12 protein-coding genes and 1 other annotated feature are annotated in these 16,593 nt (G+C 41.6%); of the genes, 11 read left to right on the top strand and 1 reads right to left on the bottom strand.

Translation table 11 applies throughout. The features are described from left to right. Nucleotides 1–41 precede the first annotated feature (41 nt). From ABUA31_RS01115 to ABUA31_RS01090, 6 genes are all read left to right on the top strand, one after another. On the top strand, nt 42–623 hold the full coding sequence (locus ABUA31_RS01115) for a dipicolinate synthase subunit B (protein ID WP_015534973.1): 582 nt from the start codon (nt 42–44) through the stop codon (nt 621–623). A gap of 232 nt (nt 624–855) precedes the next feature. Beyond that, on the top strand, nt 856–1,056 hold the full coding sequence (locus ABUA31_RS01110; protein ID WP_015534972.1) for a type II toxin-antitoxin system Y4mF family antitoxin: 201 nt from the start codon (nt 856–858) through the stop codon (nt 1,054–1,056). Further along, a complete protein-coding gene (locus ABUA31_RS01105; RefSeq protein ID WP_022216427.1) occupies nt 1,056–1,391 on the top strand; it encodes a HipA N-terminal domain-containing protein in 336 nt (111 codons plus the stop codon). Before ABUA31_RS01110 ends, ABUA31_RS01105 begins: the two co-directional genes overlap by 1 nt. Next, nucleotides 1,388–2,338 carry a HipA domain-containing protein gene (locus ABUA31_RS01100; RefSeq protein ID WP_015534970.1) on the top strand — a complete coding sequence of 317 codons (951 nt, stop codon included), beginning with the start codon at nt 1,388–1,390 and terminating at the stop codon, nt 2,336–2,338. The genes ABUA31_RS01105 and ABUA31_RS01100 overlap by 4 nt, the downstream gene beginning before the upstream one ends. Before the next feature lie 163 nt (nt 2,339–2,501). Further along, nucleotides 2,502–3,155 (top strand): TetR/AcrR family transcriptional regulator, encoded by a 654-nt coding sequence (locus ABUA31_RS01095; protein WP_022216428.1) that lies wholly within the window; start codon nt 2,502–2,504, stop codon nt 3,153–3,155. 42 nt (nt 3,156–3,197) lie between these two features. Further along, complete coding sequence (locus ABUA31_RS01090) at nt 3,198–8,261, top strand: GLUG motif-containing protein (protein ID WP_349818370.1); 5,064 nt, start codon at nt 3,198–3,200, stop codon at nt 8,259–8,261. 106 nt (nt 8,262–8,367) lie between these two features. Here the strand turns inward: ABUA31_RS01090 and asnB are convergent, their stop codons facing one another. After that, nucleotides 8,368–10,224, bottom strand: a complete 1,857-nt coding sequence (gene asnB / locus ABUA31_RS01085; RefSeq protein ID WP_015534968.1) for an asparagine synthase (glutamine-hydrolyzing) — start codon at nt 10,222–10,224, stop codon at nt 8,368–8,370. Between the two features lie 210 nt (nt 10,225–10,434). Here asnB and ABUA31_RS01080 point away from each other — a divergent pair, with 210 nt between their 5' ends. The 5 genes from ABUA31_RS01080 to dtd all read left to right on the top strand — a co-directional run bounded on the left by ABUA31_RS01080 (nt 10,435) and on the right by dtd (nt 16,510). Further along, the gene (locus ABUA31_RS01080) at nt 10,435–11,790 is read left to right on the top strand and encodes an MATE family efflux transporter (RefSeq protein WP_055144404.1); all 1,356 of its coding nucleotides are present in this window, start codon (nt 10,435–10,437) and stop codon (nt 11,788–11,790) included. A 109-nt stretch (nt 11,791–11,899) separates the two neighbouring features. Then, complete coding sequence (locus ABUA31_RS01075; protein ID WP_349818369.1) at nt 11,900–13,210, top strand: GNAT family N-acetyltransferase; 1,311 nt, start codon at nt 11,900–11,902, stop codon at nt 13,208–13,210. Nucleotides 13,211–13,284: 74 nt separating this feature from the next. Continuing rightward, nucleotides 13,285–13,573, top strand: a binding site (T-box leader). A gap of 101 nt (nt 13,574–13,674) precedes the next feature. Continuing rightward, a complete protein-coding gene (gene ilvB, locus ABUA31_RS01070; RefSeq protein WP_349818368.1) occupies nt 13,675–15,399 on the top strand; it encodes a biosynthetic-type acetolactate synthase large subunit in 1,725 nt (574 codons plus the stop codon). 81 nt (nt 15,400–15,480) lie between these two features. Beyond that, on the top strand, nt 15,481–15,987 hold the full coding sequence (gene ilvN, locus ABUA31_RS01065) for an acetolactate synthase small subunit (RefSeq protein ID WP_022216434.1): 507 nt from the start codon (nt 15,481–15,483) through the stop codon (nt 15,985–15,987). Between the two features lie 76 nt (nt 15,988–16,063). Beyond that, on the top strand, nt 16,064–16,510 hold the full coding sequence (gene dtd, locus ABUA31_RS01060) for a D-aminoacyl-tRNA deacylase (RefSeq protein ID WP_015534965.1): 447 nt from the start codon (nt 16,064–16,066) through the stop codon (nt 16,508–16,510). Nucleotides 16,511–16,593 lie beyond the last annotated feature (83 nt).

The raw sequence follows: 16,593 nt of genomic DNA, 5'->3' as shown, positions 1-16,593 counted from the left end.
TTTGTATGAACTGACGCTTAATAAATAGGAGTGTATATAACATGGATTTATCAAAGTGCAATGTAGGTATGGCTATAACCGGTTCATTTTGTACCTTTGATAAGATTAAGATAGAAATAAAGAAAATGGTTGAGATGGGAATAAATGTGTATCCGATATTCTCGCCTCACTCCGCAGAGTACGACACAAGATTTGGAAAAGCTGACAAATTCGTAAATGACGTTGAGACGATAGCAGGGCGAAAGGGTATTTACACTATACAGGAGGCTGAGCCTATAGGTCCCAAGGCCTATCTTGATGCGCTGGTCATAGCACCTTGTACCGGAAACACCATCGCCAAGCTGACAAATGGAATAACAGACACATCGGTTCTCATGGCTGCGAAGGCACATCTGAGGAACAATAAGCCGCTCATCATATCGGTTTCGACAAATGATGCCATGGGTATGAACTTCAAGAATATCGGCCAGCTCATGAACATGAAAAATATTTATTTTGTTCCATTTGAACAGGATAACTGTGTGAAGAAACCCAATTCACTCATAAGCAGACTTGATCTCATCCCAGCCACCATAGAGGAGGCTCTTGAGGGAAGGCAGATACAGCCGGTTCTCATAAAGTAGTTTTACTGCACCCGATAGGGTATAAGTTTGTTGCTTATTGCGGCTATTATACCCCATCGGGTGTAGTTTTGTTTTATATAATATTTTTTATACCCGTTATGGTATAAAAAATATTATATTTGATTGAAATTATACCTTATCGGGTGTAATATATAAGGAGAATAGCGTATAAGAAGAATCACGTGTAAGAGGAATCACGTGTAGGAGGAATCACATATAAGAGGTAATAACGATGAATAAGATAGCTGAATTTATAAAGACTAACAGAAAAGAAGCGGGTCTTACACAGGAAGAATTCGCAATAAGATCAGGCCTCGGACTCAGATTTGTCCGCGAACTTGAACAGGGGAAAGAAACTGTGCGTATGGACAAGGTCAATGAAGCTCTTGCAATGTTCGGCATGGAGGCGGTTCCAGGGAGAAAGGATGATTGATGGTGGATAATACTTTTAGAACGGCTTATGTATATATAAGAAATGAATTTGCGGGAATTTTATGTGAGACCGACGAGGGATATACATTTTCTTACGATGAAGAATATCTTGATAGAGAAAATGCCAGTGCTGTATCACTTACCATGCCATTGTCGAAGGACATGTATCGATCCAAGACTTTATTTTCTTTTTTTGATGGACTCATCCCCGAGGGCTGGCTGCTTGATGTGGTCAGTAGAAATTGGAAAATAGATGTAAGGGACAGGTTTGGATTGCTGCTTGTTGCATGCCGCGATGCGATAGGCAATGTAAGTGTCAGGGAGGATCGCATATGAATTGTTTGTGCTGTGGAAAAACTTTGAAAAATGACGACGGAACAGGCTGGCATAAAGCTTGTGTGAAGAGATTTTTTATGACGACTAAGCTGCCAGACATAGATATAGATGATCAGAAACTAAAAGTTCTTGCAGAGGAAAGTATAAACAAGGGGTATACGGTCCCGGGTGTACAGAAGAAACTGTCGTTACACCTGCTTTCTGAACCAGGTAATCCAAGACTTACATTGGTAAACTACCCAACAGGATATATACTTAAACCTCAGGTTGATCAATTTAAAGCGATGCCTGAAGCGGAGCAGCTTGTGATGTCTATGGCTGATATGATAGGAATTTCAACGGTGCCGCATGCATTGATCAAAGGAAATGGGCAGATGGCATATATTACTAAAAGAGTGGATAGGATATTCGAGAAAACAACTGTTGAAATGCTTGCAATGGAAGATTTCTGTCAGTTGGACTATCGTCTTACACAGGACAAATATAAAGGTTCATACGAGCGATGTGCAAAGATCATAGAAAAATATTCAAGTCGTGTAGGTCTGGATATGGCAGAATTCTATATGAGAATTGTATTTTCTTTCGTGACTGGCAATTCCGATATGCATTTGAAGAATTTTTCGCTTATTGAAACAGAGGTGGGAAGCGGAGATTATGTTCTCTCACCAGCCTATGATCTGCTGCCGATAAATGTTATCATGCCTGAGGATACAGAGCAATTGGCGATACCGATGAATGGGAAAAAGAGAAATGTGAGAAGAAAAGATTTCCTTATATTTGCTGATGTATGTGGTTTAAGTCGGATATCAGCGGAGAAGATGATAAGTTTGGTAGTTAAAAATAAGGATAAAATGAAAAAGATGTGTGACGAATCTTATATACCTGAAAAAATGAAATCAGACTTCAATCATTTGATTGAGGAAAGAATGCTGATTTTGGCAGATTGATAAAAATTTAATATAATACGAAATCCCAGAAGTTACTTACTATCGAAATGTGATTCGAAATGTGACTTCTGGGATTTTTGTTGACTGACATAAGATAGTCCTGTAAAATATTTATTGTGAGACAGGGAGTATCACAATATAACTTTGGAGTGAAAAGTAATATATGAGAGATCCGGAAAAACTGAAAGAGGAAATGGACGAGCGCAAAAGAAAGATCCTTGATGTTGCATTTGAGCTGTTCGTAGACAAGAAGATAGAGGCGGTGAGCATGGGAGATATCGCAAGGGCTGCCGACGTGGGAAGGGCTACATTGTTTAGGTACTATCCAAGTAAGCTTGAGCTGGTCATAGCGGTATGTGCTGATCAGTGGAAGAGATACCTGGATGGCCTGGACGCGAGAAGACCTATATCGTCTGTACATGACATACCAGCCATAGACAGACTGAGATTTACCATGGACAGCTACATAGATATGTATCAGCATCACAAGGCATTGCTCAGGTACAATGACAACTTCAACTACTATGTGACACATGAAGGCAAGAACAATGATCAGCTTGTAGATTTTCACAGTTCACTGTATTCGGTGGATACAAGACTTCACATGATGTACGAGAAAGCGAGGGTGGACAAAACTATCCGGACAGACATACCGGAAGCAGAATTCATGCGTGTCACCGTCCACTCCATGATGACGGCCTGCGCTCATTATGCGGAGGGCTTCATATGGGGATCGGACGACAACAAGGACTACACGGACGAGCTGATAATGATTAAGGAAATGATACTTGATTACGCAACAAAAGGGATAAAGTAACAGAATTCACAGGAGAGACTGTTATGGAAATGGAGGTATGGAATGAGAAAGGGATTAGTATTTAAGAAGGGAATTATATTTGCACTTGCTGCAGCGGTGGTTACGTCGCCTGCGCCGGTGATGGGTGTAAGCGGCTGGGGAGTGATGAATGCTAAGGCAGAGGAGACTACAACGGAAAAAATACCCAAATATTTATTGATGGGCTCAACAAGGCTTATTGATAATGGGGAATTGCAAGATGATGGAGTTTCTGGTAATGATGACACGATATATCAGGGAACCAATTGGTACTATGACATCACGAGGAATCAGCTTGTACTGGAAAATGCGTATATTTCTGGAAACATTACGATTCAGAACGGTGATCTTTCGATTATGTTATCCGGAACAAATACTATGAGATCAGATATGGTGATTCAAAGTATTTTAACAGAAAGCGGAATTGTGCCTACATTAGAAATAAATGGTAACAATCAGAATGAAAGTCTAAGTTGTGGAAAAATCAGTGCAGATGACTTAGGCTCAAATAATAATAATATAAAAATTATAGGAGCAACGCTGGAGACTTCCCAAATTGAATGTAGCGGCAGCTTAACGATTGAAAATAGCCATGTGGTAGCAAATGAGGAGGATCATTCAAACGTAATTAGTGGTGATAAAATTAATATAGTAGACAGTTATGTTGAAGCGAAAGCAACAACAGAACGATACGAAGGTGAGGTAATTAGATCAAATCAACAAATTAATGTATCAGGAAGCCAGATCGTGGTTAGCCGTGCTTTAGCCTGTCAAGAACCTGTATTAAGTGATTGTGACTTCAGCAACTCTGTCATCACAAAGCAATGGAACGACATTGAGACCGGTGATGATGTAACGAAAACATATGTATATGGCAAAGCCGCTTTAAAAGAAGATTTAACGATTGCAAGTGGAGAAAGCATAGAATTTGAGAGTAGTGCAAGCATCACCAATCTGGACAAGCTTATTGTTGAAGATGGAGCCACAATTCTGGTAGATGGAGCTGAACACAAACATAATACAAACGGTGATATTACATACATTTGGCAAGATGACAAAGAACATACAAAAGGAGTAGCATGCAAAGACTGTCCGATCGGATATGTGACTAAAGAGACGGAAGCACACAATTATAATTCGCAGGGATTTTGTACAGATTGCGACGCATATCAGCCGGCGGTGCTCACTACGGACAAGTATGATATTAATGAGGACGGGACAAAGGATGCGGTTTACGAGATCAGTAATGCAGGTCAGCTCTACTGGTTTGCCGGACTTGTAAATGGCACACTTTCAGGCGTAGCGCAGAATAAATCAGCCAATGCAGTCCTGACAGCGGATATTGTTGTGAATGCAAATGTTCTGAAGTCGGATGGAACCTTGAATGAGGGAACATTTAAGGAATGGACACCGATTGCAACTAGCGCAAGTCCATACACTGGTATATTTGATGGACAAAACCACACAATCAGTGGATTGTATTTCAATCAAGAGAATAGTTATGATGTAGGATTGTTCGGTCGTAACAATGGTAAGATTGCCAATGCAGGTATTTTGGATTCTTATTTCTATGGTACCAGCAAGGTAGGAGGCGTGTGTGGAAATAATTATACCGGAACTATCTCAAACTGTTATAATACCGGCAGCGTCAGTGGTTTAGGAAATCTAGGAGGTGTGAACGGATATAATGACGGAGGAACCATCACAAATAGTTATAATGCCGGTAGCGTCAGTGGTACAGAACGTTATGTAGGAGGCGTGAGCGGATATAATGACGGAGGAACTATCACAAACTGCTATAATGTCGGTAGTGTTGGTGGTAGTGGATATGTAGGAGGCGTGAACGGATGGAATAAAGGAATTATCACAAACTGTTATAATACCGGTAGTGTCAGTGGTACAGGGGTTAATGTAGGAGGTGTGATCGGACGTAATGAATCCAATGCAAGCATTACAAACTGTTATTACGACAGCACTATTTATACTGGAAATGCGATAGGCGCGAATGACGGAACCACTGAAAAGGTTGAAGGTAAAACGACAGAGCAATTCAAAACAGGTGAAGTTGCGTATCTCCTGCAGAACGGTCAGTCAGCAGAAATCTGGGGACAGACCATCGGAACAGACACCTATCCTGTATTACATGGTCCGAAGGTATATAAGAGCATAACTTATATGGGCTGTAACGATTCATCTGAAATTGCCTCGGTGTCATACAGCAATGAGAAAAAGGATGTATTTGGCAAACATAACTTCGAGGATGGCATATGCAGATACTGCGGTGAGAAACTTGCAGCGACAGTCACAAAAGGTGATGAGACTATATCCTGTGTTTCACTGCCAGAAGCAATAAGTTATGCCGAAAACATGCCGGACAGTGTTGTCACCGTTATGGAAGATACAAATACAGCTCTTGATATAAACAATCCCGATTCTGATTTTACTATAGACATAAATGGACATAAGACAGATGATATTGATGTAAAAAACGGAAAAATAACGATAATTGATTCTAAGACGGGAGGAGACGTAAAAGGTCATTTAGATATAAAAAAAGATTCAACAGTAACAATTGGTAATGTAAAAATTTCGGGAACGATACATACTATGGGTCAATTGATACTAAATGGTGGAGATATAAACAAGATAATTCTAGCTGATGAAACAATAAAATTATACTTTAACAACAGTGATATAAAAATCAATGACGGAATATATTTGTATGGAATATACGGAGAAAAAATAATTATAAATGCAGAGCCTCATAATGTTATTCCGATTGTTCTGGATGGAATAGGTGTACAACAAGGTGCTGCATATGCTGTAGCAGGTGATGGCATTGCGTTAAAGTCAGATTGGTTCAACGCATCATCAGATGATTCTATAATTGATCTGTCAACAAGTATAGAAGATAATAAGCTTAGAATTGGAGCATTGCTGAACGATAAAGTATATGCAGAGTTAGATGAAAATAAAAACATCATCTACTCCGGAAGTGAGTTAAAACCATCTGTAAAGGTATATTATAATTGGGACAATATGTTTTCTGTACAGCTAAAAGAAGGCTCAGATTATAATGTAACGTATTCCGACAATATCAACGCTGGCACAGCGACTGCGATTGTAACAGGAATCGGTGCTTACTCAGGAACAAAGAACGTGACATTTACCATTGAGCCAAAGAAGATCAGCAGTCCAACATTTGACGGACTTAAGCCTGAGTACACATACACAGGACAGAAGGTAGAGCCTGAGTTTGCTCTTATGGACGGTGAGACAGTCATTCCTTCAAGCGAATATGAAGTATCTTACAGTGATAACACAGAAGTTGGAACAGCAACGATAACCATCACGGATGCCACGGGCGGAAATTACGATATAAACTGCAAGGCTGAATTCGATATAGTTAAAGCTGATCCGGTTATAAGTGAACTTCCGGTGGCAGATCCGATAAGTTACGATCCACACAAAACCTTAAATGAAGCAAGCATTTCGGGCGGAGCCGTAATCGGAGTTTCAGGAGAAAACATAACCGGAACATGGAGCTGGGCTGACGATTCCACAGTTCCTGTGGTTGATGTAACAGACTATGATGTAGTATTTACCCCGGATGACCAGAAACACTACAATTCGATCAGGGGAACTATTCAGGTAAATGTCTTAAAGGCCAATGTAAACATAGCTGATCTGCCGACAGCAAGTGCAATAACATATGGCGACAGCCTTGCAAAGTCTGTTTTATACGGAGGAACAGCATATTTTGACGGTATTAACAAGGTTGAGATATTTGGAACATTTGCATGGAAGGATGATTCTCTAAAGCCGTTTGTATCTGACAGTGACAAGACGCTGTACACCGTTGTATTTACGCCGGCTGACAGTGTGAATTACAACACAGCAGAAATTGAGATCACGGTAAATGTGAGCAAGGCTGCAATGCCGAATCTGCTGTTAAGTGTAGATAATACACATAAGACCGTTGGAAGTATCGCACTTCCGGGAGACTGGGTATGGCTTGCTGCTGACACAGCCACTGCGATAAAGGCAGGCGGATCAGTGGTGGCAACAGCTGTATACGCTGGCGATGACAAGGAAAACTATGACAGCACAGAGCTAAAGGTAACCATATACAGAGCACCATGTTCAGATGGTAAGACTGTAAAGTATACACTAAAAGGAGAGAAGGCTCCAACCTGCACAAAGGCAGGAACAGGACATACAGAGTGCTCAGTCTGCGGCGATGTCATGAGCACAGGTGTGTGTGTAAAGGAACTTGGACATAAGTGGAATTCCGGCAGGGTAACAAAGAAACCTACATACACAGCAGCCGGTGTGAGGACATACACATGTACCGTGTGCAAGGCTGCGAAAACAGCAAGTATTGCCAAACTTGCAACAACTGATATAAGCAAAAAGACAAGCAAGATCACGGTTTCCGGAATAGAGAACAAGATCTACAATGGAAGAGCGCACACCCAGAGATCGCTTGTTGTCAAGGCTGGCACAAAGACGCTCAGACTGAACAAGGATTACACTGTCACCTACAGCAAGAACAAAGCGGTGGGCAAGGCAAGTGTGACAATATGTGGTAAGAATGCATATTCTGGTAAAATAACAAAGACATTTGCCATAGTAAAGGCTGCTAAGGGAAAGACATATACAGTTGGAAAGTTCAGGTACACAATAACCGGAGCAAAGGCAGACGGCACAGGAACAGTTGCAATTGCCGGAACAACGTACTCAAGGTCAGATAAAAGATTTGCATCACTGACCATCGCAGACACTGTAGTTATAGGTGATGTAAGGTTTAAGATAACATCTGTAAGCGCAAATGCATTCAGCAGATACACTGCTCTTAAGAATGTCACTATCGGCAACAATGTGACAAGCATAGGGGCAAACGCATTTTTATCATGCAAAAACCTTAAGAAGATGACGATAAAGTCAGCTAAGCTCAAGAGCGTTGGCGCAAAAGCCTTCAGTGGAACATACAGCAAAATTACATTTGCAGTACCTAGGAATAAGGCCACAGCATACAAGAAACTGATAAAGAAGGGCAGTCCTTCTGCGAAAGCAATCTATAAATAACAAATATATAAATTGCCTGTAAAAACAAGACTTTCAGAACTCTTGTACATGCAGCGTATTCGCCATTTTCGATACGCCGCATGTATACAGAAGTCTGGAAGTCTTTTTATATGTCAAGGACAATAGCATATTTTCTCAGCCAGTGATCAATCTGAAGAAGATATGCCATCATCTGAGGTCCTGCCATGAGCTGACCGAACCACGGCCTGCCGTAATCCTTTGGCGCATTTATGAAACTTTTCACATATTCTCTGTCGATGAGAGGCAGAAGAGGACTTTCCGGATCATTTAGCACGCAGAGAAGCCTCTTTGCAAGCTCCTGTTCATAATGAGGGTCATATGACTTTGGATAAGGGCTTTTCTTTCTGTACATGATTTCGTGCGGAACATAATCCTTCATGGCCTCTCTGAGAAGCTTTTTCTCACAGCCTTCGGAATATTTGTACTCCCATGGAACATTGAACACATAATCAAGTATTCGTGGATCTGCAAATGGAACTCTCGCCTCAAGTCCGCTTGCCATGCTTGTTCTGTCCATTCGGTCAAGCAATGTCTGCATGAACATCCTGATATTCAGATAAGATATCTGCCTGCGCCGCTTTTCTGTATCGGATTCCCCCGGAAGAAGATTGATCTCGGACAGGAGAGAATTGTATAGTGATGACACATATCCCGGTATATCAAGACTATCTATGATGTCCGGCGACAGTACTGAGAGCCTTGGCGACAGATCCTTCATCCATGGGAATGTATCAGATGAAAGCAGTTCTTCTCTGTAGAACCATGGGTATCCTCCAAATATCTCATCCGCGCATTCCCCTGTTAGTACAACTTTGTATTCCTTTGCCACCAATGAACAGAAGTACAGAAGTGATGAATCCACGTCCGCCATGGTCGGCATATCCCTTGATTCCACGGAAGTATACAGATAGTCTGCAAGATCACTGTAATTGCAGGTGAGATATGTGTGGTCTGAACCTATGTGGGCTACCATCATATCTACATATGGTCGATCCTGCTCCGGCTGGAATGCATTTGACTTGAAATATTTAGAATTATCTTTGAAATCAAATGAGAAAGTGTGCAGCTTTTTCCCTTGCTCCCTGAGTTTTGCGGCGCATACGCTGCTGACGATTGATGAGTCGATGCCCCCCGAGAGAAATGTACATACAGGCACATCCGATACGATCTGTCTCTCTATACTGTCCTTGACAAGATAACGGACTTTTTCCACAGTGTCTTCATAGCTGTCAGTGTGAGGATTGCTGGTTATGCGGTAATATGTGAAGTCTGTCATTCCGTAGGGTGAGAATTTCATGAAATGTCCCGGCTTTACTTCGTCTATATTCTGAAATACTCCACAGCCTGGAGTCTTGGACGGCCCGATTCCGAACACCTCACATAGTCCCCGTGCATCAATGACAGGCCTTATACCTGGATAGTAGAGCAGTCCTTTGATCTCTGAGGCGAAGACAAGTGTTCCGTCATCAGTTACTGAGTAGTACAGCGGCTTCACACCGAAGTGATCCCTGTACAGATATATGGTCTGGATATGTTCGTCATATATCGCAAATGCAAATATTCCGTTCAGCCTGTGAACAAAATCGGGACCGAAGTGAAGAAAACAGTTGAGAATAACCTCTGTGTCCGAAGTTGTATCAAATGTATATCCAAGGGCGAGCAGCTCCGATTTCAGTTCCTTTGTGTTGTAGATCTCGCCGTTGTACACTATGTATATAGTATTTTCGCCGATGACCTTTTTCATAGGCTGTTCGCCTCTTGCTACGTCACGTATGGAAAGTCTTGTGTGTGCCATTCCACAGTGCGATGACAGCACTGTATTTTGTGCATCCGGACCTCTGTGAGCAAGTGCCTTATTCATGTCGTTCAATATGTATGAGTATCGTTCATGTTCGGTATTGAAAATCCTGTTGGAGTTATAGAATCCTGCGATGGAACACATATATTTACCTCTTTTTGTGGTATCTATATATTATATTGGGGAGTTGATTTTATAGAACTTTTATATAATACTATAAGTTTGATGCAAGATATGTTAAGTATTGATATAATGTATCATATTTGTTTTCGGTGAGTATGAACACAAAATCGGCAATAAGCATCATGACATTTGAACCTACAAAATATTGATAATAGAAAGAGAAATACTGCAATGAAAAACACTTTAATAAAGACTAACAAAAAATACCTTCCGGGACTTTTAAACATCGCGGTTCCAATCATGCTGAGCAATCTTATATCGCAGCTTCAGATGCTTATAGACAGAATATTTTTAGGACACGTAAACAGCATGTACATGAGCGCACTTGGCAATGTGACTTCACCGATGTGGACCACCATGTCGTTCTGTTTCTCCATCGTGACAGGAGCGTCTATACTGATAAGTCAGGGTGTTGGTGCAGGAGATACCGAACACATAGAGGAATACTCCGGTGCCATGGTGAAATACAATAATATCATACCGATACTGTTATTTTTCTTCTGGACATTCTGCGCTGAATTTGTATTCAGACTCATGGGTGTGTCAGATGGCCTGATGCCGATGTGTCTTGATTATTCCAGGTATTATGCGCCCGTATTTTTGATAACAGGACTGGGCGGTGCATTCAGCGTCATACTCCAGACATCAAACTATACCAAACCACTTGTTGTATATGGAATATTAAGATCTGGTGTAAATATACTCCTTGACTGGGTTATGATATTTGGAAGATTTGGGTTTCCAGCCATGGGGATAAAGGGTGCAGCCATAGCGACGACAATAGCGGAGTACTCTGGACTTATATTTGCAGTGATATTCGTGGTATCAAGCAAGAAACTTAACACTAAACCATCTATGAAATGGGTAGTAAAGGCACATATAAAGCCGTATCTTTTGTCGGCAAAGCTGGGAGTGAACACAGCTCTTGAGGATTTTGCATGGAATCTTGGCAATCTGCTGCTTATAAGGATTCTCAACGCCATAAATGAGATGGCTGCCGGAATTTATTCCATCATATTCAGTGTTGAAGTTCTGGCGGTTGTCATCATTGGAGCGATAGGAAACGGTACAATGACACTAACCGGTGAGGCAAAAGGAAACAATGATCTGGGTAAATACAAGGGTGTATGTGTCTGTGCGTATGGCTTGTGTATAGTAGTTGGAATCATCACACTCGGTGTCTGTCTTGCGTTTCCACAGCAGATCATATCACTTTTCACCAACGACAAGAGTATAATTGCATCGTGTGGGATATATCTGATCTTTATCAGCATCAATCTTTTCGCAAAATCAGCAAACATAGTTGTTGGCAATGCGATCAGGGGCAGTGGCAACACGATATGGATGCTCATAACACAGTTGTTTGGCACGTTGTGGGTGGTTTCTGTGGCACTTTTGTTCGTGTTTGTCCTTAAGCTTGGAATAGCAGGTGTCTTTCTTGCAGTCATAGTGGACGAGATCGTTAGATCTTTTATCAATCTCGGCAAATATCTGAGGATAGTGAAAAACTGGGAAAGCACAGACTGAGGTAAAAAGGCTGAATTAGCTAAACAGTGGGTGCGACATTCAGTGGCATATATAATTTAGAATAGACGTATCAGAAAAAGAAAGTCTTATATGAAAGGGGATATATGATTTGATTTTAGAAACTAATAGATTAATATTACGTCACTGGCAGGAGAGTGACGTAGATATATTATTTGAATATGCAAGTGACCCTGATGTGGGACCTATAGCTGGCTGGCCTGTGCATGAGAGCAGGGAATATAGCCTTGATGTGATACGGAATGTATTTAATGGACCGGAGTGTTACGCAGTGTGTCTGAAGGACTGCGGTCTGGTTGTCGGAGCCATTGAATTACTGTTAAACGGAAGGACAGATATGACAGACCGCGATGACGAATGTGAGCTTGGATACTGGATAGGAAAGCCTCACTGGGGCAACGAATACGCACCGGAGGCGGCTGGGAGGCTTATAGAACATGGATTCCTTGATCTGGGCATGAGAACGATATGGTGCGGTTACTACGATGGCAATTCCAAGTCCCGCATAGTACAGGAAAAGCTCGGATTTGTGTTTCATCATACCTGTGATGAAGTGGATGTGCCTCTTTTGAATGAAGTCCGGATAGGACATACAAATATTATGACGAGAAAACATTGGCTGTCTGAAAAGATGAATAATTCACTGTATGATCAGCTGGCCAGGGATTATTGCTGTGATGCGGCCGATATATATTCCAGTGACAATATATTTTCTGAATACAGACAGATAGAAGGACAAAGACGGTTCAAAGGACAGGAAAAGTGCCCACTCAAAATAGCTGTGGTAAATGGCAAGCTGCTATTTACCGGTCGTAGAGAGATTGTAGAAGAATGCAGAAAACGCTATGAGAATGCATCTGGCAAATGGTTCATGGATATAGAGAAATTTCGTGAGCTTGACAGTATTCTTTCCAGATACGGATGTAAATTGAAATCTGCTCACCCATTTTACCTTCCGACGGAACTGAGCGAACAGGCAGTGAGAAAAGATACTACAGATAAAACTGTTGATTCGATGATAAAAGAAGATTTTAACCTTGTCAGGTATACGGGGGATGAGATCCTGCAATTCAAAGGAGATGACAGGTGGTGTGAAGCTTTCTGCTTTGATGATAACACACCTGATGTACTTGCTGTGGCAGCTGTATCAGATGGTGAGATTATTGGTATGGCTGGCGCAAGCGCTGACAGTGACGACTTCTGGCAGATTGGTATAAATGTTGTTCAAGAAGCTGAGGGAAGACATGTGGGTACATCGCTGGTATCTGAACTGACCAAGGATATACTCAGGTGTGGCAAAATTCCATATTATGGCACAGGAATGTCACATATAGCATCACAGAGAGTTGCCGCTGCGGCAGGTTATGATGTGTTCTGGTTTGAACTGCTGGCGGGCAAGTAAAAGAATCGTTGACACATCTTCATGTTAATGATAAAATAATCACATCTAAGGGTCGTAAAACGACCGGGAAATAGTCAAATGCTATGACGAGGAGGAGTACATGCATCCCCCCGATCAACAGAGAGAAGACGGTGGTGAGAGTCTTCATCAGGAATGTGTGGAAGGTAGCCTTCGAGCAGTGGATTGAAAGATTGCAGCATACATATTTGTCGGCTGTTGTCGAGTAGGTTTCAACGGTTTTCCCCGTTACAGGAATAAGATATTAATAATGATTACAGTGATAATTTATTATAGTATCTGATAAGTGCAGACATTTGTCTGAATTTAGGTGGTACCACGGATATGAACATATTCGCCCTAAGCGTAAAACAGTTGCGCTTAGGGCTTTTTCTATGCATGGGGTGCATATATACATCCCGAGGCGTAAGTTTAGATTATCATGAACTTTACAGGAGGTATAAGATATGGAGATCAATGGAGCAAAGATGTTTGTAAAAGCGTTGCAGGAAGAGGGAGTAGACACTCTGTTCGCATACCCTGGTGGAACAGCGATAGACCTGTTTGATGCGTTGTATGATGCAGAAGGTATTGATATGATACTTCCAAGACACGAGCAGGCACTTGTTCATGCAGCGGACGGATATGCACGTTCAACAGGAAGAGTTGGAGTGTGTCTGGTAACAAGCGGTCCAGGTGCGACAAACCTTGTAACAGGAATTGCCACAGCCAACTACGACAGTGTGCCACTGGTATGTTTTACAGGACAGGTTCCGTTGAACCTTATTGGAAATGACGCTTTTCAGGAGGTTGATATAGTTGGAATCACAAGAAGCATATGTAAGTATGCAGTCACAGTAAGAAAGAGAGAAGATCTTGCAAGGATCATTAAAAATGCTTTTTACATAGCAAGAACCGGAAAGCCAGGTCCTGTAGTTGTTGATATTCCTAAGGATATACAGCTTGCCATGGGAAGTGACGAGTATCCTACAGAAGTAAATATCAGAGGTTACAAGCCTTCAGAGGGTGTACATGTTGGACAGATCAAGCGAGCCCTTGCGGAGCTTAAGAATGCAAAGAAGCCTGTGTTCCTCTGCGGCGGCGGAGTCAATATCGCACATGCGAGAAAAGAAATGCAGGAGCTTGCAGAGAAGACCGGTATACCTGTAGTTACTACAATTATGGGTAAGGGTGCTATTCCTACTGACCATCCACTCTATGTCGGTAACATCGGTATGCATGGTAACATGGCATCCAACAAGGCTATCATGGAGAGCGATGTACTTTTCTCCATCGGATGTAGATTTAACGACCGAATAACAGGTACTATAGATACATTTGCCAAGAATGCCAAGATCATACATGTTGATATAGATGCAGCGTCCATATCAAGAAATATAAAGGTAGATATACCTATTGTTGCTGATGCCAAGGTTGCCATATCCAAGATGCTTGAATATGCAGAACCTCTTGATATCAAAGGCTGGGTGGATGACATTATGAATGTCAAGGCTGAGTATCCTATCAACATGAACAGATATGATGGTGTGACTCCTGAGGCTATCATCAGAACCATAAACGATATGTACAGCAATCTCATCGTTACAACTGATGTTGGACAGAATCAGCTCTGGACAACGCAGTACATTGATATAGACGAGAACAAACAGCTCTTAACTTCTGGAGGTCTTGGAACCATGGGTTATGGATTTCCTGCTGCCATAGGCGCAAAGCTTGGCAACATGGATAAAGATGTTATCTGTATATCCGGAGACGGCGGAGTCCAGATGAACATTCAGGAGATGGCTACAGCTGTTGCGCTTGAGCTTCCTGTTACCCTCTGTATACTGAACAACGGCTATCTCGGCAATGTACGCCAGTGGCAGGAGCTGTTCTTCAATAAGAGATACAGCAGTACATGTCTCAGATACAGAAGAAGATGCAACAGAGACTGTCAGAATCCGGATAAATGCTGTCCAAAGTATTCTCCTGACTTTGTAAAACTGGCAGAGAGCTATGATGCAAAGGGCATCAGAGTTACAAAGCCTGAGGAAATCAGGCCGGCATTTGAGGCTGCCAGGGCAAATACAAACGGACCTACAGTTATAGAATTCTTCATCGATCCTACGGCCAACGTATTTCCTATGGTTCCGGGTGGAAAGTCACTGAATGACATGATACTTGACTGCTGATATTGATAAATTGATTTTATATTGGTAATAGAATGTACATATATAGATTTGTATATTATCCAGATGAAAGGGGTATATAGAATGAGCGTAAAGAAGAGATGGATATGCCTGTTCGTAGAGAATGAGGTAGGTGTACTTGCAAGAATTTCAGGTTTGTTTTCAAGCAAATCATACAATATAGATACTATAACCGTTGGAGTAACCGAGGATGAGACAATATCCAGAATGACCATCGGTTTCACCAGTGATGACAGGACATTTGAGCAGGTGAAAAAACAGCTCAACAGAAGTGTGGAGGTTATCAAGGTCGTCGACTACACAGATATTGCAATCCACAACAACGAGATCTTATATGTCAAGGTCAATAGCTGCTCAAATGAAGATAAGGACGAGGTGTTCCGAATTGCAAATGCATTTGGCTATAAGATAACAGATTATAATAAGAAATCTGTGCTTGTTGAGTGTGTCCAGACGGATGCAAAGAACGACAATGCCATAAAGCTGTTCAAGGAGAGCTTCCCTAACAGGATAGAGGTTGTAAGAGGTGGCAGCGTTGCAGTTGAAGCGATAAGCATGTCGGACAGATAGTACAACCGGCAAATAGCTGTCAAAATGATATTGCTGGTAAAATAGTCTGTAAAAAGATTATGAAAGGATCCGTAAAATGAAATTTGTTATACAGCGTGTCAATCACGCATCAGTCGAGGTAGATGGAAATATGATAGGCAGCATCCAGAAAGGTTTTCTGGTGTTTGTCGGAGTATACGATTCGGATACCAGAGAGATCGCTGACAAGATGATAAACAAACTTGTGAAGATGAGGATATTTGCCGACGAAAATGGCAAGACAAATCTTGACATAAACAGTGTAAACGGCCAACTCCTGATCGTTTCACAGTTTACCTTGTGCGCAGACTGCCGGAAGGGCAACAGACCATCATTTACTGGTGCAGGAGCGCCTGATATGGCCAATGAGATGTATGAGTATATAATTGAAAGATGCCGTGAGTTTGTTCCTGTGGTGGAACATGGAGAATTTGGTGCAGATATGAAAGTGGATCTGTCCAATGATGGGCCATTTACCATATTACTTGACAGTAATGAATTGTAATATATCCATGATTTGCCGAAAAAATTGTAATATATTGGGAAAATTTTATAAAATCCAACAATATTGTTGAAAAAATGAATATT

Origin of the sequence: Coprococcus sp. RTP31081st1_H1_RTP31081_211007, from assembly GCF_040227275.1 — a bacterium.
GTDB classification, from domain to species: Bacteria; Bacillota; Clostridia; order Lachnospirales; family Lachnospiraceae; genus Coprococcus; species Coprococcus aceti.
This window is presented reverse-complemented; position numbering and strand designations above follow the sequence as displayed.

Excerpts from the sequence above, each read along its gene's own strand:
- ABUA31_RS01115 (WP_015534973.1), top strand. The coding sequence starts at position 42 with ATGGATTTATCAAAGTGCAATGTAGGTATGGCTATAACCGGTTCATTT.
- ABUA31_RS01110 (WP_015534972.1), top strand. The coding sequence starts at position 856 with ATGAATAAGATAGCTGAATTTATAAAGACTAACAGAAAAGAAGCGGGT.
- ABUA31_RS01105 (WP_022216427.1), top strand. The coding sequence starts at position 1,056 with ATGGTGGATAATACTTTTAGAACGGCTTATGTATATATAAGAAATGAA.
- ABUA31_RS01100 (WP_015534970.1), top strand. The coding sequence starts at position 1,388 with ATGAATTGTTTGTGCTGTGGAAAAACTTTGAAAAATGACGACGGAACA.
- ABUA31_RS01095 (WP_022216428.1), top strand. The coding sequence starts at position 2,502 with ATGAGAGATCCGGAAAAACTGAAAGAGGAAATGGACGAGCGCAAAAGA.
- ABUA31_RS01090 (WP_349818370.1), top strand. The coding sequence starts at position 3,198 with ATGAGAAAGGGATTAGTATTTAAGAAGGGAATTATATTTGCACTTGCT.
- asnB (WP_015534968.1), bottom strand. The coding sequence starts at position 10,224 with ATGTGTTCCATCGCAGGATTCTATAACTCCAACAGGATTTTCAATACC.
- ABUA31_RS01080 (WP_055144404.1), top strand. The coding sequence starts at position 10,435 with ATGAAAAACACTTTAATAAAGACTAACAAAAAATACCTTCCGGGACTT.
- ilvB (WP_349818368.1), top strand. The coding sequence starts at position 13,675 with ATGGAGATCAATGGAGCAAAGATGTTTGTAAAAGCGTTGCAGGAAGAG.
- ilvN (WP_022216434.1), top strand. The coding sequence starts at position 15,481 with ATGAGCGTAAAGAAGAGATGGATATGCCTGTTCGTAGAGAATGAGGTA.
- dtd (WP_015534965.1), top strand. The coding sequence starts at position 16,064 with ATGAAATTTGTTATACAGCGTGTCAATCACGCATCAGTCGAGGTAGAT.